This is a genomic window from Bifidobacterium sp. MSTE12 (genome assembly GCF_000513015.1).
Classification (GTDB): domain Bacteria; phylum Actinomycetota; class Actinomycetes; order Actinomycetales; family Bifidobacteriaceae; genus Bifidobacterium; species Bifidobacterium dentium.
This window is the reverse complement of record NZ_AZYA01000017.1, coordinates 1-24,503: the sequence shown is the minus strand read 5'-3', so window position 1 is coordinate 24,503 and position 24,503 is coordinate 1. Positions and strand designations below refer to the sequence as shown.

Genomic DNA, 24,503 nt, shown 5'->3' with positions numbered 1-24,503 from the left:
TGATTTTGGTTGTTTCTTCATTGAATTGCGGTAATCCCAAAGGGATTGAGGTCTTTATGCCTGACTTGTCCTCTCCTTGTCTCGCCAAGGTGATCATCGCTGGCACTCTTTTGCCTTGAGGGCCAGGAGGCCAGCCATAATCGCAACCACCGCCGCGAGCAAGCCCGCAGCGTAAATCTTCATATCCCCGTCACCGCCGGCCTCCGGCAGAGTCACGCCCGGAGTATTGGCGATATTGCCGCCGTCGACACTCAAGCTCACAGAGCCATTATTCGGCCCGATGGTGAATGTGGTGACCGTATTGGTGAGGTTGAATCCATCAGGAGCCTTAGTCTCAATAAGCTGATATTCGCCCCAAGGTAATCCAGTGACGTTAAATTCGCCTTTCCCGGATGCAATGTCGTGGAATGAATCCGTTCCACAGTTTTCTACGCAATCAGCAATGGCATATTCAACACCGTTCGGCAACTTCTCATACTGCGAAATAGCGGCGTTCCACGTAGAAAGCTGAGTGAGTTTCCATTCAGAGCCACCGAGCTTGGTGTCCGACGCTTCAGAAGAGACCTTGTTCCATGTAACAGAACCGGTCTTACGCGTATTGACAATCAGAGCTATAGTCCCGGAAGTCACACCGCTCGGATTCGTCCAAGTCACCTGACCGTTGGCAACGGTAAACCTATAGGTCTCGTCGCTCTTATCATAGCCATCAGGAGCCGTCGTCTCCGTCAACTCATAGTCGCCATCAGCCACATCTTCAATCTTGAACTCACCAGGATTGGAGTTGACATCACAACGGTGACCATCATTAGAGCAATCGACGGTATTATCCGACGAGGCGAGCATCGGATCTGCGGACTTCGCCAGTAAATAAGTAACTGGTTCTGGTTGCTGATTAGATTCGTCTGCCACCGAGACAACTGCGATTCTCGATTCATTTTTCCCGCTTTCATTTGTCACGCTAAGAGCGGCTACTTCAGGACTGGTCACCGTAACGGTGATGCTTCCACAAACACTTGCATCTGAAGTGGAGCACGCTCTAATGGTTGTCTTACCTTTAGTCAACGCAGTGATTGTGCCAGCAGCAACCGATGCGACGTCTGGCGCAGTCGAACTCCACGTCACGCTTTGCGGCGTACCTTCTGGAAGGACAGTTGCGGCAACCGTCTGAGTGGTACTGGATTCCATGGAAACATCAGCACCGCCATTGACGGTAACTTTTGTCACCTTGACACGATTGTCGTCAATCGTCCAAGTCTTGTTCGCATCGCTACCGGAAGTCGCCTTCAACTGCCAGGTCGAACCGGTAAGCGTTGCAGAATCCTGTTCGGCATCGGTCTTCTTCCATTCCACGGCAGTGCCGGATGCTTTGTTGACGATTCCGGTATTCAAATGCAACAGTCTGCTGTCATTGTCCGTAATTTCAGTACCCGCGCTGTTATATACCTTGTCGATGGTGCTGTAGGTACCACCTGCTTCGCCTGCAACGATGCGATAGATATTGGTGTTCTGAACGTAGCCTTCGATGGTGCCAGTTTCCTTGATGTAATACGTGGAATTCGGATTAAGATCGGTCATCGGTTCAATCACGCCTACGGTAGAATCCGCATCATTGGCGATGTTGTCACCGACCGTGGTTAAGGGCTTGACAGTAGGATCGGCACTCGTTGCAGCACTCAGGGAGCCGTAAACCGCCCATGTGGTGCCTGCTTTCAGGTTATTGCCGTCGCTGTCGACCTTGTTCCACTTGATGCGCACGCCCTGCGGATTATAGGATGCGGTCCACGGGAAGTTATGACGCTCCTGATCCATGTCGATGATGGAGGCGGTCTTGGCGAGAGTTCCCTTCATCGTCGCTTGGGTCGGGTTGTACATCATGAAGTCCTGACCGACATACACACGACCATTGGTGGTGACGTGCGACTCGAGGCTGCCGTTCGGTATCATAATGCTGCCGAGCATGGCGGCTGCGGGGTCATCGGTGACGGATGAGTCGGGCATCGAAGTCTCTTGCGTATACCAATCGTTCGCTCCGTCCGCATGCAGTTTGGTGAGATTCACGTTGCTTGCATTCAGTGTGGTGCCACCCATAATGGTGACGGAAGACGCGTCGGCGAAGTTCCACATAATCTTCTGCGCAACCTCGGAATACAGCGCCGACTCAGTCTGGCTACCCGTATCAGTGACATAACCATTCGAAATTTCGTACACATCGTCATCGGAAATGTCGGAACTCGCGGTGCCGCCATACCAGAAACGCCAACCGGTGCGCATGACGATCGGAGTATTCGCTCCAATCGTATTATCGACGACGTTGATTAGGATGGAAGCGTTCTCTGGAATGTTACGAAACCAGAAATCCAAACCTTTGTCATCATTGACGTTCAGCAGGCTGGCGCTGACCTCGAAAATCTGCAGGGAGGAGGTACCGTCGCCGGTGAAGGTGAGCAGTCTCTCAGATTCTTGAGCGAAATCCATGCTGACCTTGTAGGTGGAGAAGGACGTCTCAGCACCACGTCCAGCGGCCCATGTCCGTTTGCCGTTGTTCTTCTCTGCTTCGTTCTTCGCGAACGCGTCGTATTTATCGTAATCGTATTTCTTACGTACGTATTCGCTCTGAGCAGGAGCGAAGCCGGAAACGACGGTGCCATTGGACGTCCAGCTTTTCTGTGTTGCGGAATCATTCGTGACCTTGGTGCCATAGATATCGATGGAATTGCCCTGACCGTCCTTCACAGTGATGAAATCCTTAATGTTCCACTGCACGTCGGAATCATTCGTATTGCTGTAGCCATACTGGTAAATCGAACGTAACTTGATGGTGTCGTCGTTATTGGCTGTACCCCACACTTTGGTACGCGAACCGGCAAGCTTGGTGCTGAAGTTCGACCATTCATTGTTACGCCGTACCTGCAGAATGCCACCGCCTTGGGTACTGGTACCGGTGATGGTGGACGGCCAAGCCTGCACAATACTTTGTACAGAATTATCAAAGGCGGAATTCGTTCCCTCCACGGCAAGAATGGTGGAGCCATTCGCAGGCTGATACTGGGCGCCGAACGCCACGGTACCGATGGTGAAGAAACCTTTCTGGGCGCGCTGCATATAGCGTCCCCGCACAAAGGTCTGACCTTCCATTTCAGCGGCCCAGGAACCGTCGATGGAGTCCGCAGTGAGGCTTTGCCTATCGCCGTCCTTGGGCTTGCCGACGTAGAAATCGCGACCGACGAATGTGGCGAGCCCGGTATCGACGTCGTTCACCGACGTTCCGTTATCGCCCATGGAGATGTTGCTGGGCACAAAAATCGCACCGTCAGCGAGAGTATCGTCGGCTTTGGCGCTGCACACAGGAATGAGCGCGGTGAGGGCCACGGTAGCCATCATGGAGACGGCGAGAATGGCGGCGGTCAGGGCATGGGCACGCGAAGCGGCACTGGCTTCCTTCATGCGCATGCCTGAGCAGTGCCGCAGTCCAGCGCCAATGACACCGTTCGTAAGTAGTTGCCTCATCTCGTCCCCTTCGAACATCCTTCCTCACCCACCTTTGAGCAGGAAATGACTTCCTTTGCAGTTCGCTTCTTCTCTCTCAAGACGGCAGCTGCGCCACCCGATTTACTGACGTATCCTATGGATACAGGAAATAACGGTAATCTTTACAGTCATGAAAATCTATGAAACAAAAAAACCTCTACCCCCCCCCAGTAAGATATTTTTTATTAGTTGAATTTACTTAAGGGGTTCATCACCACCAGAAAAGACATTGTGCCAACGTTTTCAAAAAAGCGCCCTCGACCACCAAAGGGGCTGATTGTTTCTCATGCGCCCATCCACCCCCGGCGTGTCACGCGACACCCACCTGCAAAACGTTTCATTCTTTTGCAGAAAACATCCCCCTAGTACAACCGTGCATCACACCCTTCACCACCCGATGCACCCTTGGCAAAATGGCGTTCCGATCGACGTCAACGCCATTGACCTATGTCAAAGCACCAGATATAAGAGGAACGCAGGGTCGCGAAATCCGTAACCTTCACTCCCACGCACTGACTTCAGCAAACCGGAGACAACCCGAGCGGACGTAAGCGCCAAAACCTAAAATCGCAAGATTTACCACGAAACGGGGCTTGCCCCATGCCAGTCCCCGCGAAACGTCAACTTAAGACCAACCTAGCTCTGATCGCCGCCATACACGGAATCGGTGCCGCGCAGCACCAACTGGGCACGGACCACTTCATGCGGGGTTTCCACGCTCTCGCCTGCAATGAGCTTCATGGCCTTATGCGCGGCAAGACACCCCATGGCAAACGGATCCTGACGCATGGTGGTCAAGTTCACCGTATCGGCGTACGGCGAATCATCGAATCCGATGATCGAAAAGTCACGTGGCGTACGATGCCCATAACGATCGAGCTTCAGTACCAATGGGATGGCCATCATATCGGTCTGACAGCAAATCGCGTCGGGGAACTCGTCCAGCGCCAGCAATGCCGTCAGCGCCGAATCCGCAAATGTCTTGCCACGCGGAACGGCAAGCACCTGCCATGTAAACTGATGCGTGGCCTCGGCCATCTTGCAGGCGCGGACGAAGCCCCGCCCTCGGGCGTCAATGGAGGAATTGATCGAATCAATCGCCTCGGAGCACACGTATACCAGGTTTTTGTGTCCCAGACTGATCAGATGCTGCGCGGCGGTGAACATACTGGCCTCGTCATCGATACTGATGCTTGCGTCAAAACCCGCCGCGGAGGGAGTATTGATACCGATAATCGGCACATGGATCCGCTTGAGCTGCTCGACTTCCTGCGGCTCGATGGCGAACGATGCCACGAACACGGCGTCGACGTTACGGCGTACCGGCAGGTTGGTGAAGAAATCACGGCGGTTCTCGGCCGTATCGATGTGCTGGAACAAGGAAATGTCGTAGCCGGCCTCATGCATCACGGCATTGATGCCCGCAAACACTTCGGTGTTGAACCAGCTGGTGATCTCCTCGTTCATGAGCAAGGCCACACGGTACGTCTGCCCGGATTTCAGCGAGGTCGCGGAACGGGAAATGTTGAAATCCAACTTATCGGCCGTTTCCAATACCTTGCGCCTAGTGCGCTCGGAAACGAGCTCGGGACGCGTGAATGCGCGCGAGACTGTTGAAATCGATACTCCCGCGGCTTTGGCCACCTCACGAATGCCAGCCTTATCCATGTCGGCCCCTTTGCGACTTGCGGCATCGCCGCCACGTCCGTCATGGACGCATGACGGCGACGATGCCCCTCTTGATACTGATTCCATCATACTGCGAACGTTGTCAAAAACGAACCAGCATTCTTGCAATCCTTACGAATCGAAATTTCATACGGATCATGCCGCCAACGCACACACCAACAGCAAGACCGGGTATAACGCATAGAACACCCACTTGTCCCACGCATGCCTATAGCCGAGCCTGCCGTTATGGAAATGAGTGAACAGCACACCGAAACCCGGAGCAATCATCATCACCGCACCGAACAGGCCGGCAGTGAGCATCATCGTGTTCTCATATTTGCGCATGAGGGTGAAAATCAACACGAAACCAAGCGTCACCGCTCCTAGACTCATCAGGTGCTGACGCAATCCGACGCGTAACAGCAAGTCCCAGAGCAGACCGATCAGCACCATCACGACGGAAAGAATCCAACGCATAGCGCCCTGATAGCGTTCAGCAATCCAATCCATCAAGGCAAGCACCGCCAATGCTATGAACAGACCAAACACGGGATTCTGCGAACCCAAGTCGAACGCACGCCCCGACGTGGCCATGTCATACGGCACTTCGCAGACCAACGCCAGCACGAACAGCTCCATGCCATATATCACCCGGCTATGCGTGTGCTCATACCCTCGCACCAGCAGCCAAGCGTACATCGGCACCGCACACCACGACACCACTTCGCATAGCACCATCGCGGTCAACGAACCCATATCGTTCGTGTTCGAACCGAACAGCAACGGCACGAGCGTGGTACTTGCCGCGGAAAGGAACAGGAAGAAACCGCCGATCGTCTTAAGCCCGAACGTGGTCAGGCCACGCCCGCGGCGCCACCTGCGCGAGCCGCCGAAACCGATCTGCTCGGTGCTATCGTTTCCTTCGCCGTGCTCGGCGTATCCTTCCATGACCATCCTCCTCAGGTGTTCAGCACGTAGTCAAGCAACCCGTCATAGTCCGCTCCTGCGAACGAACATACCGCATGACGCGAAACGACCGGATCATGCGTCGGTGATATTTCCGTACGGAAATGCGCGCCGTCGATGCCGGCCGCGGCTGCGCCGATGATGTCGTTGGTCTCGTCGTTGCCGACCATGAGTGACCGTTCGGCGGTGACGAGCTCGCGGTCGAGCGCTGACATGTACAAGTCGCGCGCGGGCTTGCGCATGCCCTCCTCGCTGGAGATGATCACATCGTCGAGCACATCGGCGAGCCCCGTCATCTCCAACTCAGGTCGGGTATAGCAAGATTGCGCATTGCTCAGCAGCACCACTCCCACGCCGGCTTCCCGCAGTCGCCCGATCATATCGAGCGCACCTTGGTAGAGTCGGATCATGCCGGTACTGCCCTGACGGAACGCCCAAGCCGCCCGTGCCGCCGCCTGCGGGAGCGGCAGAATCCGTTCAACCTCGTCGGCTTGGTCGATAAGCAGCGAACGATAGACCGGGAGAATATCGAATTCCCTCCAATCGTCCCGCACGGTACTGCGATTGGCTTGGCGCAGCTTCTCACCCGCCTCGAGTTGCGCAAAGCGGCCACGCAGCGCTTCCACCGATTCGTATTCGACGCCGAATCCCCGCAACTTCTCATACAACGCCTGCCAGGCGGTTTCGGACCGTTCGTCGGTGCGAATATCGATCAGCGTTCCATACAGATCGAAGAACACCACTTGATAACGTGACCCCCTTGGCATCAACGCCGCATCGTTCATAATCCGTCCTTTCGTCATGGAGACCATTTCAGCGGAGCTGCCAGATTGCAAACGTATGCGGCGGCACCACGATATAGTCACCATCACCTGCATCAATCGTGACGCCCATCTGGTCGGAGCTCAGCACGGCGCACCACTGCTTGTTGCTCCACCCGTCCCCCGCAACCGCGATGTCCGCGACATTGATGGCGATCGGCGTATCCTCGGGATTGGCAAAAACCGCATACCCGTTGACACGGAACACCAGCTCGTCCCCCGGCGTGGTGACGATTCTGCGTTGCGCATCGAACCAGTCGGGGTTCTCCTTGCGCAACGCGATCAGACGGGCATAGTAGTCAATCATGTCACGCATCTGGTAGGCATGATTCCAGTCGAGCCAGTTGAGTTCGTGGGAGGAATCATAGGAATCCTCATTGCCATATTTGGTGCGTGCGAACTCTTCGCCGGAGAGCATGAACGGCAGACCTGCGGAGGTCAATATGATGCCGGCCGCCATACGATTCGCCGCCATGATGCGCCGTACCGCGACGCGCTCCTCTTCATTCAAGGGACGCGCGTCGTAGATACCGGAGGTGACGGCCGCTCTGGCAACGGCAGATGACTCGACCCTGTCGGAGCCATTTGAGGCAGCCACGGCTGCCGCGGCCTCACCGCGTATGCTCGCACACAGCTTGTCCCACAACGTCAGATCGTCATGCGCCGAAACGTACTGCACGATCTGCCCTGCCTCACCCTCCGGCCGCGGCGAGGTACGCCACGCATTCACCGCTTGGCGAATCTTGCGCGCGGTGGCATGCTCGCCGCCGTTCACGAAGCCCGGACGGTTCGAATAGAATACATGGCCTTTGATGGTGTCGCGCGTAGTGTCGCAGAAGTGCCCGATACGCTTGTCCAGCAATCGTAGGCCTTTCTTGTCGGCCAGCACGGTACCCGGCAACGGCGCGGATGCTCCGGCAGCCCACGGTTCGCCGTACATGATGATGTCCCTGCCACGCTCCGGAATCTCATCCAAGGCGGCACGCACGGCGTTCATGGTGTCGACGTCGATCAGCCCCATCAGATCGAACCGGAACCCGTCGATGTGGTATTCGCGCGCCCAATATGTCACGGATTCCACTACGAAACGGCGAAACATCGCGCGTTCGGTGGCCATGTCGCAACCGCAGCTGGAACCGTTGGCAAGCGCCCCATTCGGTTTGCGGCGCAGGAAGTATTCCGGCACGGACCGCTCGAACCAGTTGTCGGGTGAGAACATGTGGTTATAGACCACATCCATAATCACTTTGAAGCCGGCGTCATGCAACGCCTGCACCATCTGCTTGCACTCACGGATGCGCACGGCCCCGTCATACGGATTGGTCGCATACGAGCCTTCCGGAACGTTGTAGTTAACCGGATCATAACCCCAGTTATAGCGATTGCAGGTGGTTTCGTCTACGGAACCATAGTCGTGCAACGGCATCAGCTGCACCGCCGTGACGCCGAGTCGTTTCAGATAGGCGATACCCGTCGGAAAATCGGGATGGCCGTCCAAGGAAGTGTCGGCATCGGTGAAGGCAAGATACTTGCCGCGATGGGATTTCGGGAAACCGCCCGCCGGATCGTTGCTGAAGTCTCCGACGTGCGTCTCCCACACAATCGTCTGCGACAGCGGTATTTCAGGCATATGGTCATGATCCCACCCCTCGGGGTCGGTGCGGGGCAGGTCGACCACCATGCTGCGCCGGCCGTTCACGCCGGCCGCACGGGCCCACGGATCCGCGACACGATCAATCGATCCGCATTCACGGTGAATCAAAAAATCATAGTAGACGCCATGCTTGTTGTCCGCAAAATCATAGACCCATGAACCATCCGTCTGCGGATGCATCGGGTATTGCCCAATCAACGCGTCGCCGCGTTCACCCATGGAGCCGTGTGTAAACAGCCTCAGCGTCACCTTATCGGCCGTAGGCGCCCAGAGAGCGAACTGGGTGCCGGCAGGCGAAACCACGGCACCCAGTTGCCGTTCCAGACACAGCGGGAACGGTTCGGCGACGCTCGTATTCGGCTGTTCGTAGCTGGTTACGAGCGTCATTACATCATCCCTTCACGGAACCCGCCATGGATTCCTGGTAGAAGCGCTGCATCAAGATGAACAGGATGGCGATCGGAATGGAGATCACGACCGCAGCCGCCGCGAAGCGGGCATACCAGTTCTGGATGTATTCCTTCTGCAGCATGAGCCACAGGCCCAATGCCACGGTGTAGTTGGACTGCGTGCGGCAGATCACCTTGGCCATGACGAAGTCGAGCCACGGACCCAAGAAGCCGATGATGGCCTGATAGACGATCATGGGCTTGCAGATCGGGATGATGATCTTGTAGAACACCTGGAACCGGGTGCAACCGTCAAGCAGCGCAGCCTCGTCAAGCGAGGTCGGAATGGTGTCCATATAGCCCTTCATCACGTAGAAGCCCGCGCCGGTACCGGCCGAGTAGACCAGAATCAGGGCGACGATCGTCATATTGCCATCGGCCAGGCCTATGGCCTTGAGAATGAAGTAGATGGCGGTGACGGCCATGATGCTCGGGAACATGCCCAAAATCAGCACGACGTTCATGAAGGTCTTACGCACGCGGAAACGCATGCGGCTCATGCAGTATGCCACGGACAGGACGAAGATCACCGAGATGACGCAGGTGAAGCATGCGATGATGAACGTGGTCGTGAACATCTTCGGGAAGTTCAGCACGTTACGGTCGGTGAACAGCACCTTATAGTTCTCGAGCGTCCATTCCTTCGGGAAGAAGCTGCTGGTATACGGTGCGGTGTTCTTATTGAACGATTCCGCGAACACCCACACGATCGGAACGAGCCAGATGACCGCCAGTACCGCCAGGAACAGATGGGCCGCGATGTCGCCGACGATGCGGCGCTTCTTCTGGTCGTGCAAAAGGCCGTGGCTTTCGACTTCGGCTACGGAGTGCTTGTTGCTCATCGGAATGCCTCCTCATTCTTGTAGGAGCCGGAATTGCGGTAGGTGATCAGCGAGACCACGGCCAGCACGACGAAGGTCATGATGCCGATGACGGCACCCAGGTTGTAGTCCTGCTTGTCGACGGTCAGCTTGTACAGCCAGGTGATCAACAGGTCGGTCTTGCCGGCGGAGTCGCCCAGCGGCGTCGGATCGCCGGCGGACAACAGGTAGATCACGTTGAAGTTGTTCACGTTGCCGGTGAAGGTGGTGATCAGGTACGGAGTGAGCACGAAGATGATATACGGCATGGTGATCTTCGTGAAGATCTGCCACCAGTTGGCGCCGTCGATCTTTGCGGCCTCGTACTGGTCGGCCGGAATGTTCTGCAGAATGCCGGTAATCTGCATGATGGTGTACGGGATGCCGACCCACAGATTGATGACGATGACGGTGACGCGGGCCCACGTGGCGTTCGTGAAGAACGGCAGTGGATCAGTAATCCAGCCCCATGCCTGCAACATGCGATTGACCGCGCCCTGCGGCTGGAGCATGGTGTGCATGACCAGCAAGGACACGAATTGCGGCACGGCGATCGACATGGAGAAGCATGCACGCCAGAAGCCCTTGCCGCGAGTGGTCTTGCGGTTGATGATCATGGCCACGAACATGCCGAGGAAGAAGTTCAGGAACGTGGCGAAGAACGCCCACACCAAGGTCCAGATCAGCACTCGGACGAACAGTCCGGCGTTGACGGTGCCGCCGCTGTTGGAGAATACGGTGGCGAAGTTCTTCAGGCCGACCCAATCGAAAAGAACCAGGTTCTTATGGTCATAGCTGGTGAATGCCATGGAAATCATGAAGATCAACGGCAGCACGGTGAAGACCGCAATGCCCAGCGTAGGCAGGAACATCAGCAGCAGGTGCGCCTTGGCGTCGAGCAATTCATGCACATCGTCCATGAAGCTCGGGGCCTTACCGTTCTCCTGCATCTGGACCTGGGACTTGTAGGCAGCGCGCACGGATAGGATCCACAGCCCTACGAAGGCGACGCAAATCACGATGGAGCACACGCCATACAGCAGAATGACCACGGAACGATCAGGTTCGACGTACTCCCAGAAGCCGTCAACGAGCTTCTTGCCACCCTTGTTTTCTCCTAGGCTCGGAATCTTGGACAGATATCCGATGCCGCTGGTGAACAGGTACACAAAGAATGCGACTTCCAAAGCCAGCATGGCAATGCCCTTGACATACTGCTTGCGAACGATGTTGCCCAGACCGAACACGATTGCGGAAAGCCTAGTGAATACATCACCCTTGGTCAGTGCCGCCTTCACCGTATATGGCGATGGGGGAACGTAATCAGCGCCTTGCTTCCGGCGGCGCTTCATCTCCCGGGGGGAAAGAGTTATTGCTGTCATTTCGACCGCCTCTCTATTGGGAACGAACCATTTCACGCATGGAAGCGGATCCGCCCTGCCGTGCTTCATTGCGTGAAAGATTCGCGCTTACATAAAAAGGCCTTGCTTTCCGGACAAGGGGAAGGAGAATTGAAAACCTTGCCCGGGAATGCAAAGCGTAAAGGAGGAGTGAGTCATGGTGCCGAAATCATAGGAGGCATCATGACTCGCAATGCGTCCAGTGTGGTCGGTGGTCGGCGAATGCATCGCCGGCCACCGCAATATTCAGTTATTGTTGTCTTCCATCACCGATTCACTCGGCGATGGTGCCCTTGGCCTGGGTGACCCAATCCTGGTACTTGGAAGCGGCGTTGTCCTTGGTGATTTCCTTGTTGACCAGAGCCTTGCCGAAGGTCTCGGCCGGAGTCCACCAGTCGTTCATGCCGGCCAGACCGGACTGCAGGATTGCGGTGTTGGCCATGGTATCGGTCTGAGCCTGAGCCGCGATGTCATCCTTGGTGAGATCGGCCAAGGACTTGTCGGTCGGCGGGATGGAACGCATCTCGTAATGCAGCTTCTGGGATTCGGTGGAGCCAAGGTAGGCTGCGAACTGAGCGGCGGCCTTGGTGTTCTTGGCGTTCGGATTGTAGGCGGCGGCCTTGGTGGCCGCGAAGGACTTCATCTGCTTCTTCTGGCCGTTCACGGTGAAGGTCGGCAGCTGGGTGGCGGCGTAGTTGTCGCCCAGGGCTTCCTTGACGTCCTTGGCGGACCAGGTGCCGGAGAAGAGCACGTCGGCGGAGCCGTCCTTGATGGCGGCCAGACCGGAGGCGCCATCATCGTTGCTGAAGTTCGGGTTGGCAACCACGTCGACCAGGTAGGAAGTGATGTCGGCGCCATCCTTCGGGAAGACCATGCCGGCCTTCTCGTCGTTGCCGGACTTTCCGAACAGGGTCAGGCCATCGAAGAAGCCGTTGATGTACCAGGAATTGGACATCGGGAAGGTGACCTTGGCCTTGGCGAGCATGGCGTCGAAGTCCTTGGCCTCGTCCGCGGTGATCTTGGACTTGTTGTAGTACATGAACCAGGTGTTGTCGGTGTACGGCACGCCGTAGAGCTTGCCGTCGGTGCCGGTGACGGAGTTGATTTCCAGATCGCCGTTCTGTTCCTTGACCTGCTTCTCGGCGTCGGTGCCCAGCTGTCCGATGCCACCCTGTTCGATGAAGGTGCCCAACTGATCGGAAGCGAACATGTAGACATCCGCGGCGGAAGCCGGATCCGTGGCGACGTTCTTGGAAGCGTCGCCCTCAGAGACAACATCGTTCTTCCACGTAATCTTGTATTCTGGGTGAGCCTTGGCGAAGTTCTCTTCGACCTTACCCAGCCAATTGGAGTCCTTGGCCTGATCTTCCTGCGGAGCCCACACGCTCAGCGTGATGGCTTCGGTGCCCGAAGAGCCCGAAGAGCCGTTGCTTCCAGAGCCGCACGCCGCAAGCGGTACCAGCATGGAGACAGCAGCCGTCAGTCCGATTGCCTTCTTCCAATCGATCTTCATTGATCTTCCTTTCCTCACATAACCTGTGTTCCCTCAACACAGCCAGTATCAAGCGTTCGCTCAAGCTCTGCATACGTTCACATCATCGTTTCACGGATAATTGCTGTCCGTCCTTGGAGCCACCGGGAGTGCATCAGTGATTGTCACTATAGCACATTTCTGCCAACGTTTGCAATTTGCGGTAGGATATTTTCATCGCCATCAGGCAAGCCGCATCTTTCCAAGGAGACACCATGGATTCCCGCCCGACGCACTCCAGGCCGGCATGGCTCGATACCGCCGTGTTCTATGAGATCTATCCTCAATCCTTTGCCGACGCGAACGGCGATGGCATCGGCGACATCGCCGGAATCACCGCCTGTCTGGATTACATTCAGGACCTTGGATGCAATGCGATTTGGCTGAATCCCTGCTTCGATTCCCCTTTCAAAGATGCCGGTTATGATGTGCGCGACTACCGACTCGTAGCCCCCCGATACGGTACGAACGCCGATCTGATCGCACTGTTTCACGAGGCACACGAACGCGGCATGCACATCCTGCTCGACCTGGTCCCCGGTCACACCAGCGAAGAGCACGCATGGTTCCGCCGTAGCGCCGAAACCGATCACAATGAGTATTCCGATCGATACATCTGGACGGATTCGTGGATCGCAGGCGGCGACGGACTGCCGTTCATCGGCGGCGAATCACCGCGCAACGGCACCTACATCCTGAATTTCTTCAAATGCCAGCCAGCACTCAACTACGGGTTCGCCCATCCAAAACACGCTTGGCAGCAGCCCGCCCTGGGACCGGACGCACTCGCCACCGCCGACGCGATGGTCGACATCATGCGTTTCTGGCTGTCTCGCGGCGCCGATGGCTTCCGCGTGGACATGGCCGACAGTCTCGTCAAGCATGACGATGACGGCAAGCCCTATACGATCCGCACCTGGCAGTACATGTTCTCGAAGATTCGCCCGGAATTTCCCGAAGCTGCGTTCGTATCGGAATGGGGACGTCCACGTGAAAGCCTTGAAGCGGGATTCGACATGGATTTCTATTTGGACTGGCGCTGGGACGGCATTCCGAACGGGTACAACATGTTGTTGCGCAACGTTGACGACCCATTAAGCCGCAATGGCGACCTGAGCTATTTCAACGCGGATTCCGGGACGCCGATCGCCTCGTTTCTGGAGCAATATGAGCCGCAGCTGCGCGATGCGGAACGGTTGGGAGGCACGTTCAATTTCATCACCTGCAACCATGACACCGCACGCATCGCACCGCGATTGAGCGAACGCGAGATCGCCCTGGCCTACTGCACGCTGTTCGCCATGCCAGGCACGCCGTTCCTGTATTACGGCGACGAAATCGGTATGCGATATCTGCCCCTGCCCACTCTTGAAGGGGGTTACGTACGCACTGGCTCACGCACGCCGATGCAGTGGAGCGTAGCAAGTTTGGCTGGGTTGAAGGCCGGAGCTATCGCGCACACGGATGACAAGACCTCCGCCTACCTGCCGGTCGACCCATCCGCCGACGCGCCGACCGTTACCGAATCGCGAACACGAGATGATTCGCTATGGCGCATCGTGCACGACATGCTCCATCTCAGAAACGGAACCGAGGCACTTCATGCAAGAGGGACGTTCACGGCATTGAGTCGTGGGCGATTGTTCGCATTCGCACGGTCGTCGGGGCCGCAAAGGGTGATTATCGCCGTCAATCCAAGCCGGCACAGCGAACGTTTGCAGTTGCCGGAAGGCGATTTTACCAAAATCTTCCATATCGGCGATACCGATGTCTCCGGCGACTCTCTGAACATGGGTCTGCAAAGCTTCGCAATCCTACGAGACTAAGTATGCTTCATATTGCAAACGTTCGTCATAATAACCGCGACAAATCAATATGCCAGCCATAGCACAGTCATCGTCATAACGCCTGCCGGCGGCATCGCAGCCTGCCGGCACTCACCATAGACAGTCGTTGCACAGCATGTAGGCGGACGCATACGAAAGGGAGACTGAATCAGCATGACAGCATCAACGCAGCACACCGAAAGCGCCGAGCGTATCGCGCGCCCGCTTATCCAGCTGGCCAAAATCAACGGCATCTCCACCTCGTATATCGACCAGCTCGGCACCTATGTTGAGATCCGCGACGAAGTGCTTGTTTCCGTGCTGGCCGCACTGGGTGTGGACGCATCCACCGAGCAAGCCATCACCGATTCATACGCCGAGGCCAGGCAGCGCATTGCCGATACGCTCATACCGCCGAACAGGTGACTGCCGCGCAGAGGATAATGGCCATCTACTATTGGGCATGCCCGAAGCCACTATTGCTCCCAAAAAGTAACGTCTACTTGTATCGGCAAAGTCTCGACACATGTCGCAATACGGCAACAAAAAATACGCCAACACGCATAAACCCCCCGACTTTGACAGTAGCGAACCAGTTCGATACAATCAATCTCGGACCGGTTCGACACAGACGATGACCGTCTGCAAGAATCAGGCCACGGTCAGATTGCATCAGGCAAGAGAGGGCCCGCATATGACCTTGACAAGTGATTTCCGACGAAGGAAAGTCGCAAGGAGGAAAGGAAACCCCATGAAGAATCTCACGAAAGGCATCGCCGCTGTCGGCGCGTTGGCCATGTTGATGGGCGTCGGCGCCTGCGGTTCCAACACCGCGGACGACAAAGGACATGTCTATTTCCTGAACAACAAGCCGGAAGTTGTCGATCAGTGGAACGAACTCGCCGAAATGTACACCAAGCAAACCGGCGTGAAAGTGGATATTCAGAGCGCCACCTCCGGCAGCTACGAGTCCACTCTGTCGTCCGAACTCGCTAAGAACAACGCCCCGACCATGTTCGGTATCGGCGGCTTCGATCAGTATGCCAAATATAAGGACTACCTCGAACCTTTGCAGGATACTGAGGCTTACAAGCTTCTCAACGATCAGGGCAAGCAGATGGCCCACAAGGACGGCGACAACGTGTACGGCCTGCCATATGCCGCCGAATGGTTCGGTATCATCGTCAACAAGAAGCTCATCAACGAGTATGCCAAAAAGGACTACGCCGTCATCAAGTCCTTCGACGACATCAAGGACTACAACACTTTGAAGAAGGTCGCCGACAGCATGCAACAGCATAAGGATGATCTGGGCATCGACGGCGCGTTCTCCACGCCGGGTCTGGACTCATCCAACTACTACCGATATGCTTCGCATATGACTCAGGTGCCAGTCGCCTACGAGTACATTGACGAGGGCGTGGACTTCGAGAAGGAACTCAAGGGCACCTATCTCGATAACTACAAGAATCTGTGGGATCTCGAGATGAAGGACAACCCGACCGAAAACACTATGCTTGGCTCGGTGAATTATGAGGACTCCACTGCCGAGTTCTCCGCCGGCAAGGTCGCTTTCTACCCGAATGGTGTATGGGCCTATAGCCAGATCAAAGGCAACGAAGTTGCCGATGAAGACTTGGCCATGCTGCCGTACTACATGGGTTTCCCGAACGAAAGCAAGTACGCCGCGAACTCCATCTATGACATCTCCTGGTCTGTGAACAAGAATGCTTCCGACAAGGACAAGAAGGCCACTGAGGATTTCATCAAGTGGATGGTCTCCGACGAGGATGCCAAGAAGATTCTCTCCAAGGATATGGGCTTCGCCGTTCCGTTCACCACCTTTGACTCCGAGGATTTCCAGCCTGACAACCCGCTGACCAAGTCCGCGCTCAAGCTTGAGTCCGATGGCCTCACTCCGATTCATGGCGCCTATATTCCGGGACAGGCATGGGCTGACGGCGTGGCCAATGCACTGCTCGAGTACGCTCAGGGCACCGGTGACTGGAATGGCGTGAAGAAGGCATATCTGGACGATTGGACCAGCGCCTGGAATGATTATGAAAACAACTTCGGCATGCTTCCGCCGACCCACAAGTGATTCGCCTATGGGTCGCGGTGAATCGCATAGCGCCATTTTCACCTGGTCCATAACGGCATGACCACAGTCTCCATCGGCTTTCTCGCTCGTCGATGGAGACTTTCTCATATTCAAAAAAACAAACAACGTCTGTGACCGAAGCTGATACGCACAGATATGAATGTATCGCGCAAACAGACGTAGCATACGCCATGAAAGGAACGAACATGACACTGGAATCCTTGACCAAGATACGGCACGAATCAAGCCGCGCAGTCAACGCGGAAAACCCGACCGGCGAACCGGGCAAAGGCGGCATAGCGGCCAGTGAGCTTGGCCCAAGTCGCAAAGGCAGCCCTTGCCTACGTAACATACCCGTCGGCGCAACGGCGACTCTTGCTGATATCACCGGCCCCGGCTGCATTCGACACATCTGGATAACCGTTGACGAGAAGACCACCGATGCCGATTGTTTTGTATTGCGGGACCTTGTGCTGCGCTTCTATTGGGATGACGAGGAGGAACCAAGTGTGGAGTGTCCGCTTGGTGACTTCTTTTGCTGCGGATTCGGCCGTGCGTGCCTAGTAAATTCCATGCCTGTCGCCGTAGTGCCGAACCGCGGTTTCAACATGTACTTTTCGATGCCGTTCGGCGCACGCGCACGCATCACGCTCGAAAACCAACACAAGAACGCCATCAGCGCATTTTTCTACCAGATTGACTACACCGTGAATGACGAGCCGTTCGACGATGACATTGCCTATTTCCACGCACAATGGCGGCGCCAGCGCCTTACTGAAAAGGGGAGAGACTATGTGGTGCTTGATGGCGTGAAAGGTGAAGGGCATTATGTAGACACCTACCTGGCACTGACCACGCTTGAGCGCTACTGGTGGGGTGAAGGCGAATTCAAATTCTACATCGATGACGATGAAGAGTACCCCACGATCTACGGCACCGGCACCGAGGACTATTTCGGAGGCTCTTGGAGCTTCGCCAAGCAGGTCAATGGCAAGACCGTGGAGCAAAACTACTGCACACCGTATCTCGGATACCCGTATTACTCTTCACACGACGAGCTGATTCACAACGATTATCACAATGATGATTGCCCCCCGATGCGTGGCTTCTACCGTTGGCACATCCCCGATCCGATTCGTTTCCGTTCCAACCTGAAGGTGACCGTTCAGCAAATCGGTGTTGGTCACCGCGGATTCTTCGAACGTCAGGATGATGTGGCATCAGTTGCCTACTGGTACCAGAAGGGGCCACACGCTCCATTTCCGCAACTACCTAGCGCCGAGGAACGTTGGCCGCGCTGACGTCATCCATAAGTAGCTCACCTCAAGCCGCATCCCCTGAGAGACAAGGGATGCGGCTTTTTGCTACAGTCAATCGTTTGATGTACAACTTTTTTTAGCAAACGCTTGCATAGTGTGTCGCCTAATTTTATGCCTAAAAATGGCGGCAAATAGCGGATTGCCCGGTATTGCAACGTGATAAATCAACAAAATACTGCCATCGTTTGCAAAAAAGATGAAAGTGATGCATAATAGGGGCATCGGCAGAAAGCAGCACTATCTCAGTGCACATATCCAACGGGGACGTTGGACCCGATGCAGAAAAGAAAGGTTCGAAGATGAATCGTAAATTGAAGTCCGCACTAGCCCTCATTGCGGTCACCGCCATGTCTGTCACAACATTTGCCGCTTGTGGCAGCTCATCGAGCTCTGATTCAAGCAAGGGCAAGGTATACTACCTCAATTTCAAACCAGAAGCCGCCGACGAGTGGACCGATTTGGCTGCGGAGTACACTAAGGAAACCGGTGTCGAGGTCAACGTTCAGACCGCGGCCTCCAATACCTATGAGCAGCAGCTCAAGAGCGAGATGGCTAAGTCCGAGGCACCGACCCTGTTCCAAGTCAACGGTCCGGTCGGTTACGCCAACTGGAAGAACTACACTGCTGACATGTCCGGCACAGAGGTATACAAGCAACTGCAGAACCAAGATGTTGCCCTCAAGGATGGCGACAAGGTCGTTGGCGTACCGTACGTCATGGAGACTTATGGCCTAATCTACAACAAAGACATCCTTAACAAATACTTCAGCACTTCCGGCGCCAAGGCCAAGTCCATCAAAGACATCAACTCCTTTAGTAAGCTGAAGGCCGTTGCTGACGACATGCAGTCCAAGAAGGATGAACTCGGCATTAAGGGCGCCTTCACCTCTGCTGGTTTCGACTCCAGCTCCGATTGGCGTTTCAAGACCCATCTAGCCAACCTGCCTCTTTACTATGAGTTCAAAGATGACAACATCACTGAACAGCCGGCCACTATCAAGGGAACCTATCTGCCGGAGTACAAGAACATCTTTGACCTGTACATCACCGATTCCACCACCGAGCCGTCCCAACTAAGCTCCAAGACTGGCGACGACGCCAATTCCGAATTCGCACTCGGCGAGGCCGCTTTCTATCAAAACGGCACTTGGGCATGGTCCGATTTGCAGAAAGCCGGCATGGAGGCCGATTCCGTTGGTATGATGCCAATCTACATCGGCGCCAAGGGCGAGGAGAACCAAGGTCTGGCAACCGGCTCCGAGAATTACTGGTGCATTAATTCGAAAGCATCCAAGGCCGATCAGAAAGCGACCGCCGACTTCCTGAAGTGGGTCATCACCTCCGATAAGGGCAAAGAAGCGCTGTCTCAGAAGATGGGCTTCACCACCCCGTTCAAGACCTTCTCCAGCGTCAAATCCGACAACCCGCTGGTCACTGCCGCCATGGACGACCAAAAGTCCGGTACCACCGCAGTGTCTTGGAACTTCACCATGATGCCGTCCGAACAATGGAAGAACGACCTCGGCTCCGCTTTGCTCGAGTATGCCCAAGGCACCGGCAATTGGGATGGCGTCAAGTCCGCGTTCGTGGATGGCTGGGCCAAGGAATATGCCAACGCCCACAAGTGACCGCAATTGACTTCACTGTCTGATTTTCTCCTTATAGGAAACCGCTCCGGAACCAACCGGAGCGGTTTTCTATGTATCGGTAAGCGATTAGCCCTTATCCAAGGACACTCGCGAAGTGCTGGAGCGAACAATCAGTTGCGCCGGGAACGTCTGAAACGGCATACCCGTGGTCTTGCGATTGATCAGGTCAAGAGTCTTACAAGCCGCCTCGCGTGCCATGCCAATCGGATCCTGGCGAATCGTGGTCAAGCCGATATCGTGCGCATAGAAGCTGTCGTCATAGCCGATGACGGAAATATCAGACGGAATACGGTAGCCACAACGCACAAGCTGATAAATCAGTGGAATCGCGATGCCGTCCTCCTGACAGGCGATGGCGGTTGGCATTTGCGGCAAGCTCAGCAACTCGGAGACAATCGTGCTAATGCGGTCCTCACTTTCCTGCGCAACCAACGTAGTTGGCGTGACACCCTGTTCCAGACAGGCCTTGACGAAGGAGTCATAACGTTGCTGCACACTGAAGTGCAAGGAAACCTCACGCGACGTACGTACGTAGACAATGTTGCGATGCCCCAGCCCGATAAGATGGCGCGCAACCAGACGCGAACCTTGATCATCGTCTATCCCCACGGCCGCAGTGAAACCGTATTCTCTTGGATTCACACAGTTGATGCCGATAATTGGTACGCCGGTGCTGGCCAACTGTGCGCTTTCCTGCGCATCGACATCGATGGAAGCAACGATCACCGCGTCGGCATTGCGGCGAACCGACAGCATATCAAAGAACTCACGGCGTTCCTCGATGCTGGAAATCTGGAAGATCGATAAATCATAGCCGTCTGCGTGCAAAACCTGGTTCAACCCTTCGATGACGGAAGCGCTGAACCATAGTCGGATATGGTCGCTCATCAGCAAGGCGACACGCAATGCTTTGCCGGACTTGAGCGCAGTGGCCGAACGGGAGATGGAGAAACTCATCTCGTCGGCGATGCGCAACACCCTGGACCGTGTCGCCTCAGATACGAGCTCAGGTCGGGTGAATGATCTGGACACCGTGGAAACCGACACTTTTGCCGCTTTGGCAACGTCTTGAATATTGACTGACATGCACAACTCCTTTATGGCAGTAGATACTACAAGACACAACGTGTTTTGCAAAAAATATCCAAACGTTTGCAACGACACGACAATACGTATTTCTTGCTTATTTCCAAGGGTATCCGTATACTGATAACTGTTCACATTTGATAAATGAATTGACGTTGCATGAAAATCATGACAACGTTTGACTTTTATTTATCTGTGAAGTAGGGTATTCTCGAACCGGTTCGAACCCGACGTTGCGGTCACGGTCGAACTGAGTGTCGTTGAATCACTCGAGGGGTGTTCCCCGGGTGTACTCAAGGAGGAGAAAGTGGGCATGAAATGATTACGATGTCCGGCAAGGCAATTCGCAGGTGGTGGGCGCTGTTTGCGCTACCCACGTTCGCGGCTTTCGTCATTGGTTTCCTGGTGCCGTTCGCCATGGGCGTGTACCTGTCGTTCTGCAAGTTCAGCACGGTCACTGACGCCACGTTCGTGGGCGTGTCGAACTACCAAAACACAATCACGGATCCGGAGTTCCTGCACGCGCTGGTGTACACGGTCCTGTTCACGATTGTGACAACCGTGGTGATCAACGTAGTCGCGTTCGCCATTGCGTACATGCTGACCAAGGCCATCAAGGGCTCCACGCTGTTCCGTTCGGTGTTCTTCATGCCGAACCTAATCGGCGGCATCATCTTGGGCTATATCTGGCTACTGCTGCTCAACGGCGTACTGGCGCACTGGGGTCGTTCGATCACATTCTCGGGCGTGTACGGCTTCTGGGGCATGGTTCTGCTGACCTGCTGGCAGCAAATCGGTTACATGATGATCATCTACATCGCGGGTCTGCAGGGCCTGCCCGGCGATGTGATCGAGGCTGCCGCAGTTGACGGCGCGAACTCCCGCCAGACGCTGTTCAACGTGACGATTCCATTGATGATGCCGTCAATCACAGTGTGCACATTCTTGACGGTGACCAACGGCTTCAAGATGTTCGACCAGAACCTCGCCCTGACCAATGGCGCCCCGTCGAATAGCTCCGAGCTCTTGGCTCTGAACATCTACCGCACGTTCTACGGACGCGCCGGCTTCGAGGGCGTGGGCCAGGCCAAGGCCGTGGTGTTCTTCATCATCGTGGCCGTGATTGCCCTCATCCAGAACAAGCTCACCACCAGCAAGGAGGTCCAAGCATGAGCGACAAGGTCAAGCATCCTGTATTCTGGACGGTTTTCCTTTCCATCGTCTCACTGGCATGGGTCTATCCAATCGTGCTGGTGCTGATCAATAGCTTCAAGCAGAAGGCTTACATCTCGCGCAACGCATTCTCCCTGCCCACCGGCAAGGCCTTCGTGGGACTGGAGAACTACATCAGAGGCATCGAGCGCACGAACCTAATCAGCAGTTTTGGCTGGACCGTAGTCGTCACGGTCGGCGCGGTCCTGCTGATCATCGTGTGCACGTCGATGTGCGCTTGGTGGATCGTACGTACGAACAACTGGGCTGCGCGCCTGCTGTACACACTGTTCCTGTTTAACATGATTGTTCCGTTCCAGATGGTCATGTTCACGCTTTCCAAGCTCGCCGACATGATGGGCCTGAACACCCCATGGGGCCTGTGGATTGTGTATCTAGGCTTCGGCGCGGGCTTAGCCGTGTTCATCTTCACTGGCGTGGTCAAGGGCATCCCGTCCGAACTCGAGGAGTCTGCGATGATCGACGGCGCGTCGGTACCGAGAATCTTCTTCCAAATCGTACTGCCTATCATGCGCCCGAGCCTGATTTCAGTGGCGATCCTGCAGACGATGTGGATCTGGAATGACTTCCTGCTGCCGTACCTGACGTTGGACATGCGCCGTTTCAAGACGATGTCGATTGCGATTCAGTACCTCAAAGGTGGTTACGGATCAGTGGACATGGGCGCCATGATGGCCTGCTTGGTGGTGGCGATTGTGCCGATCATCATATTCTACCTGTGCTGCCAGAAGTACATCATCAAGGGCGTGATGGCCGGCGCCGTCAAAGGCTGATTAACTCCATCGCATGAGGGGTGCTGTCGGAATTTTCGTCGGCACCCCTTTTCTTCATATCCGCAGAACACGCACGTCAACCGTTGCAAACACTTATGTTAACGTGTCTCTAGCAGTTGTCATGACAGCAATGTCGTTCGTCAGTGGAGGATTCTCTATGAAAGCGAGCATCCAAGCCGTGGCCGCCGAAGCGGGAGTATCGATTTCGACCGTCTCTCGCACATTCGCCAAACCGAATCTGGTGCTGCCGGAGACTCGCAGCAAAGTGATGGCAGCCGCGGAAAAACTTGACTACCGCATCTCCCGCTCAGCGGCCGCACTGAAAACCGGTCAATCGTTCCGCGTCGCGCTGTTGATGAGCGATCCGATTTCGACTTGGTTCAATTCCAATACCTATGCCGGATTGGATTCCGTGCTGCACCCGGCCGGATATGACATTTCCATCTTCGAGATGGCCGACGCGCACGACCGCCATGAGTTCTTCGCAACGTTACCGGTACGCCGCAACGTCGACGCGGTCATCGTAAACTCCTTCAACATCGTGCCCGAAGAGGTCGAAAAACTTTCGAACATGAAGGTACCGATCGTCGGCATCAACATTCCATCAATCAACGGATTCAATGCCACGGTGAGTATCGACGACCGTCAGGCCATGCATGTTGCTGTGGAGCACTTGTTCTCCATGGGCCACCGACGTATCGCTTATGCGTACGAGACATCAAACGACAATAACCAGAACATGGTCTTCAGCGCCGAAGCACGTCTGCATGGGCTGATGGAAACTGCCGAAGAGCGAAAGATGACGGTGGAACGCATCGCAATCCGCAACTATGAAGACGCCACCAACACTATTCTCAATTCATTGCTGACCATGGGCCCCGCCCCCACCGCACTGTATTGCGAAAGTGACGAGCTGGCATTGCCTGTCATCTATAAGTTGTGCCAGTACGGGCACGCCGTCCCTCAAGAGCTCTCGATCATCGGATTCGACGACGTACCACTTGCCGCAAAGATCGGCCTGACCACGTTGCATCAGGATCCGTTCAACATGGGCGAAAACGCCGCACGTAAGATGCTGAGTGTCATGTCCGGAAAAACACCGAAACCGCTGCATGAAACACTACAGGCACAACTCATGATGCGTGAAACCACCGCATTCATCGACTGACCAAGCCACTACTACCTCGCCAAAGGGTTCTCTATGGCACATATGCTGTAACTGACTGCCCAACCGTCTATGAATCCGAAAATCACCATTCAGGGTGACCTTGGCGCATCGGCATCATCATCGAATCTCTAATTCTGTCCGGAATGGCAGGAAGATGGCATTTTCGAAAACCACGACACGCAGATAGTCATGGCATCACGACTGGAATCCGACCAGCAATTCACCAAGACCCTGCAGGATGACCTACTCATCATCGGCACTCCGGCCCTTCAGCCTGCCTATGGTATGCGCCCCCTCAGCAAAGAAAGGTTTGAGTGTAGTGGTTAGAGGCCCTGCACCAAGCCAGATGAACACATACGCATTACGGTGAGGTTCAGCATGGCAAATCTTCGCGGTACCGATGAAGCTCAACCTGACTAGTCCTATATCGTAATGCGGCAAACGGGGCTTGGCGGATAAACCGCCAAG

General features: G+C 55.4%; 17 protein-coding genes and 1 pseudogene. 8 read left to right on the top strand and 10 right to left on the bottom strand.

Annotated features, from left to right (window positions below; genetic code table 11):
• Positions 1 to 93: 93 nt before the first annotated feature.
• The 8 genes from HMPREF1494_RS04615 to HMPREF1494_RS04580 form a co-directional block, all read right to left on the bottom strand.
• A complete protein-coding gene (locus tag HMPREF1494_RS04615; protein WP_231495323.1) occupies positions 94 to 3,381 on the bottom strand; it encodes a SpaA isopeptide-forming pilin-related protein in 3,288 nt (1,095 codons plus the stop codon).
• Between the two features lie 783 nt (positions 3,382 to 4,164).
• Positions 4,165 to 5,196, bottom strand: a complete 1,032-nt coding sequence (locus HMPREF1494_RS04610; RefSeq protein WP_034520214.1) for a LacI family DNA-binding transcriptional regulator — start codon at positions 5,194 to 5,196, stop codon at positions 4,165 to 4,167.
• Positions 5,197 to 5,352: 156 nt separating this feature from the next.
• A complete protein-coding gene (locus HMPREF1494_RS04605; protein WP_034520212.1) occupies positions 5,353 to 6,153 on the bottom strand; it encodes a TraX family protein in 801 nt (266 codons plus the stop codon).
• Between the two features lie 5 nt (positions 6,154 to 6,158).
• On the bottom strand, positions 6,159 to 6,977 hold the full coding sequence (locus HMPREF1494_RS04600) for an HAD family hydrolase (protein WP_034520209.1): 819 nt from the start codon (positions 6,975 to 6,977) through the stop codon (positions 6,159 to 6,161).
• Between the two features lies 1 nt (position 6,978).
• Positions 6,979 to 9,027, bottom strand: coding sequence for an alpha-amylase family glycosyl hydrolase (locus HMPREF1494_RS04595; RefSeq protein WP_034520206.1), 2,049 nt, complete (start codon positions 9,025 to 9,027; stop codon positions 6,979 to 6,981).
• A gap of 4 nt (positions 9,028 to 9,031) precedes the next feature.
• Entirely contained in the window at positions 9,032 to 9,931 is a 900-nt protein-coding gene (locus tag HMPREF1494_RS04590) for a sugar ABC transporter permease (protein WP_034520204.1), read from the bottom strand.
• Entirely contained in the window at positions 9,928 to 11,301 is a 1,374-nt protein-coding gene (locus tag HMPREF1494_RS04585; RefSeq protein WP_081724109.1) for a carbohydrate ABC transporter permease, read from the bottom strand. Before HMPREF1494_RS04585 ends, HMPREF1494_RS04590 begins: the two co-directional genes overlap by 4 nt.
• 322 nt (positions 11,302 to 11,623) lie before the next feature.
• Positions 11,624 to 12,862, bottom strand: a complete 1,239-nt coding sequence (locus HMPREF1494_RS04580) for an extracellular solute-binding protein (RefSeq protein WP_034520200.1) — start codon at positions 12,860 to 12,862, stop codon at positions 11,624 to 11,626.
• A gap of 233 nt (positions 12,863 to 13,095) precedes the next feature.
• Here HMPREF1494_RS04580 and HMPREF1494_RS04575 point away from each other — a divergent pair, with 233 nt between their 5' ends.
• The 5 genes and pseudogenes from HMPREF1494_RS04575 (at position 13,096) to HMPREF1494_RS04555 (ending at position 19,754) form a co-directional block, all read left to right on the top strand.
• Complete coding sequence (locus HMPREF1494_RS04575) at positions 13,096 to 14,706, top strand: alpha-amylase family glycosyl hydrolase (protein ID WP_034520191.1); 1,611 nt, start codon at positions 13,096 to 13,098, stop codon at positions 14,704 to 14,706.
• A gap of 174 nt (positions 14,707 to 14,880) precedes the next feature.
• Positions 14,881 to 15,123, top strand: a pseudogene (locus HMPREF1494_RS04570) (4-alpha-glucanotransferase); the annotation flags it as partial.
• A 334-nt stretch (positions 15,124 to 15,457) separates the two neighbouring features.
• The gene (locus HMPREF1494_RS04565; protein WP_034520185.1) at positions 15,458 to 16,807 is read left to right on the top strand and encodes an ABC transporter substrate-binding protein; all 1,350 of its coding nucleotides are present in this window, start codon (positions 15,458 to 15,460) and stop codon (positions 16,805 to 16,807) included.
• A 206-nt stretch (positions 16,808 to 17,013) separates the two neighbouring features.
• Positions 17,014 to 18,108 carry a glycoside hydrolase family 172 protein gene (locus HMPREF1494_RS04560; protein ID WP_034520182.1) on the top strand — a complete coding sequence of 365 codons (1,095 nt, stop codon included), beginning with the start codon at positions 17,014 to 17,016 and terminating at the stop codon, positions 18,106 to 18,108.
• A gap of 317 nt (positions 18,109 to 18,425) precedes the next feature.
• Positions 18,426 to 19,754 (top strand): ABC transporter substrate-binding protein, encoded by a 1,329-nt coding sequence (locus HMPREF1494_RS04555; RefSeq protein WP_034520180.1) that lies wholly within the window; start codon positions 18,426 to 18,428, stop codon positions 19,752 to 19,754.
• Positions 19,755 to 19,841: 87 nt separating this feature from the next.
• On the opposite strand, the gene HMPREF1494_RS04550 is transcribed toward HMPREF1494_RS04555, so the two are convergent.
• Positions 19,842 to 20,861 carry a LacI family DNA-binding transcriptional regulator gene (locus HMPREF1494_RS04550; protein WP_034520177.1) on the bottom strand — a complete coding sequence of 340 codons (1,020 nt, stop codon included), beginning with the start codon at positions 20,859 to 20,861 and terminating at the stop codon, positions 19,842 to 19,844.
• A 318-nt stretch (positions 20,862 to 21,179) separates the two neighbouring features.
• On the opposite strand from HMPREF1494_RS04550, the gene HMPREF1494_RS04545 reads away from it, so the two are divergent.
• The 3 genes from HMPREF1494_RS04545 to HMPREF1494_RS04535 all read left to right on the top strand — a co-directional run bounded on the left by HMPREF1494_RS04545 (position 21,180) and on the right by HMPREF1494_RS04535 (position 24,035).
• Positions 21,180 to 22,034 (top strand): carbohydrate ABC transporter permease, encoded by an 855-nt coding sequence (locus tag HMPREF1494_RS04545; RefSeq protein ID WP_034520173.1) that lies wholly within the window; start codon positions 21,180 to 21,182, stop codon positions 22,032 to 22,034.
• Positions 22,031 to 22,867 carry a carbohydrate ABC transporter permease gene (locus HMPREF1494_RS04540; RefSeq protein WP_003835910.1) on the top strand — a complete coding sequence of 279 codons (837 nt, stop codon included), beginning with the start codon at positions 22,031 to 22,033 and terminating at the stop codon, positions 22,865 to 22,867. The genes HMPREF1494_RS04545 and HMPREF1494_RS04540 overlap by 4 nt, the downstream gene beginning before the upstream one ends.
• Before the next feature lie 157 nt (positions 22,868 to 23,024).
• The gene (locus tag HMPREF1494_RS04535; protein WP_034520166.1) at positions 23,025 to 24,035 is read left to right on the top strand and encodes a LacI family DNA-binding transcriptional regulator; all 1,011 of its coding nucleotides are present in this window, start codon (positions 23,025 to 23,027) and stop codon (positions 24,033 to 24,035) included.
• Between the two features lie 243 nt (positions 24,036 to 24,278).
• Here the strand turns inward: HMPREF1494_RS04535 and HMPREF1494_RS11695 are convergent.
• Positions 24,279 to 24,503: hypothetical protein (locus HMPREF1494_RS11695; protein WP_034520164.1), on the bottom strand; the 225-nt coding region annotated here is incomplete at its 5' end.

Excerpts from the sequence above, each read along its gene's own strand:
- HMPREF1494_RS04615 (WP_231495323.1), bottom strand. The coding sequence starts at position 3,381 with ATGATGGCTACCGTGGCCCTCACCGCGCTCATTCCTGTGTGCAGCGCC.
- HMPREF1494_RS04610 (WP_034520214.1), bottom strand. The coding sequence starts at position 5,196 with ATGGATAAGGCTGGCATTCGTGAGGTGGCCAAAGCCGCGGGAGTATCG.
- HMPREF1494_RS04605 (WP_034520212.1), bottom strand. The coding sequence starts at position 6,153 with ATGGTCATGGAAGGATACGCCGAGCACGGCGAAGGAAACGATAGCACC.
- HMPREF1494_RS04600 (WP_034520209.1), bottom strand. The coding sequence starts at position 6,977 with ATGGTCTCCATGACGAAAGGACGGATTATGAACGATGCGGCGTTGATG.
- HMPREF1494_RS04595 (WP_034520206.1), bottom strand. The coding sequence starts at position 9,027 with ATGACGCTCGTAACCAGCTACGAACAGCCGAATACGAGCGTCGCCGAA.
- HMPREF1494_RS04590 (WP_034520204.1), bottom strand. The coding sequence starts at position 9,931 with ATGAGCAACAAGCACTCCGTAGCCGAAGTCGAAAGCCACGGCCTTTTG.
- HMPREF1494_RS04585 (WP_081724109.1), bottom strand. The coding sequence starts at position 11,301 with ATGAAGCGCCGCCGGAAGCAAGGCGCTGATTACGTTCCCCCATCGCCA.
- HMPREF1494_RS04580 (WP_034520200.1), bottom strand. The coding sequence starts at position 12,862 with ATGAAGATCGATTGGAAGAAGGCAATCGGACTGACGGCTGCTGTCTCC.
- HMPREF1494_RS04575 (WP_034520191.1), top strand. The coding sequence starts at position 13,096 with ATGGATTCCCGCCCGACGCACTCCAGGCCGGCATGGCTCGATACCGCC.
- HMPREF1494_RS04565 (WP_034520185.1), top strand. The coding sequence starts at position 15,458 with ATGAAGAATCTCACGAAAGGCATCGCCGCTGTCGGCGCGTTGGCCATG.
- HMPREF1494_RS04560 (WP_034520182.1), top strand. The coding sequence starts at position 17,014 with ATGACACTGGAATCCTTGACCAAGATACGGCACGAATCAAGCCGCGCA.
- HMPREF1494_RS04555 (WP_034520180.1), top strand. The coding sequence starts at position 18,426 with ATGAATCGTAAATTGAAGTCCGCACTAGCCCTCATTGCGGTCACCGCC.
- HMPREF1494_RS04550 (WP_034520177.1), bottom strand. The coding sequence starts at position 20,861 with ATGTCAGTCAATATTCAAGACGTTGCCAAAGCGGCAAAAGTGTCGGTT.
- HMPREF1494_RS04545 (WP_034520173.1), top strand. The coding sequence starts at position 21,180 with ATGATTACGATGTCCGGCAAGGCAATTCGCAGGTGGTGGGCGCTGTTT.
- HMPREF1494_RS04540 (WP_003835910.1), top strand. The coding sequence starts at position 22,031 with ATGAGCGACAAGGTCAAGCATCCTGTATTCTGGACGGTTTTCCTTTCC.
- HMPREF1494_RS04535 (WP_034520166.1), top strand. The coding sequence starts at position 23,025 with ATGAAAGCGAGCATCCAAGCCGTGGCCGCCGAAGCGGGAGTATCGATT.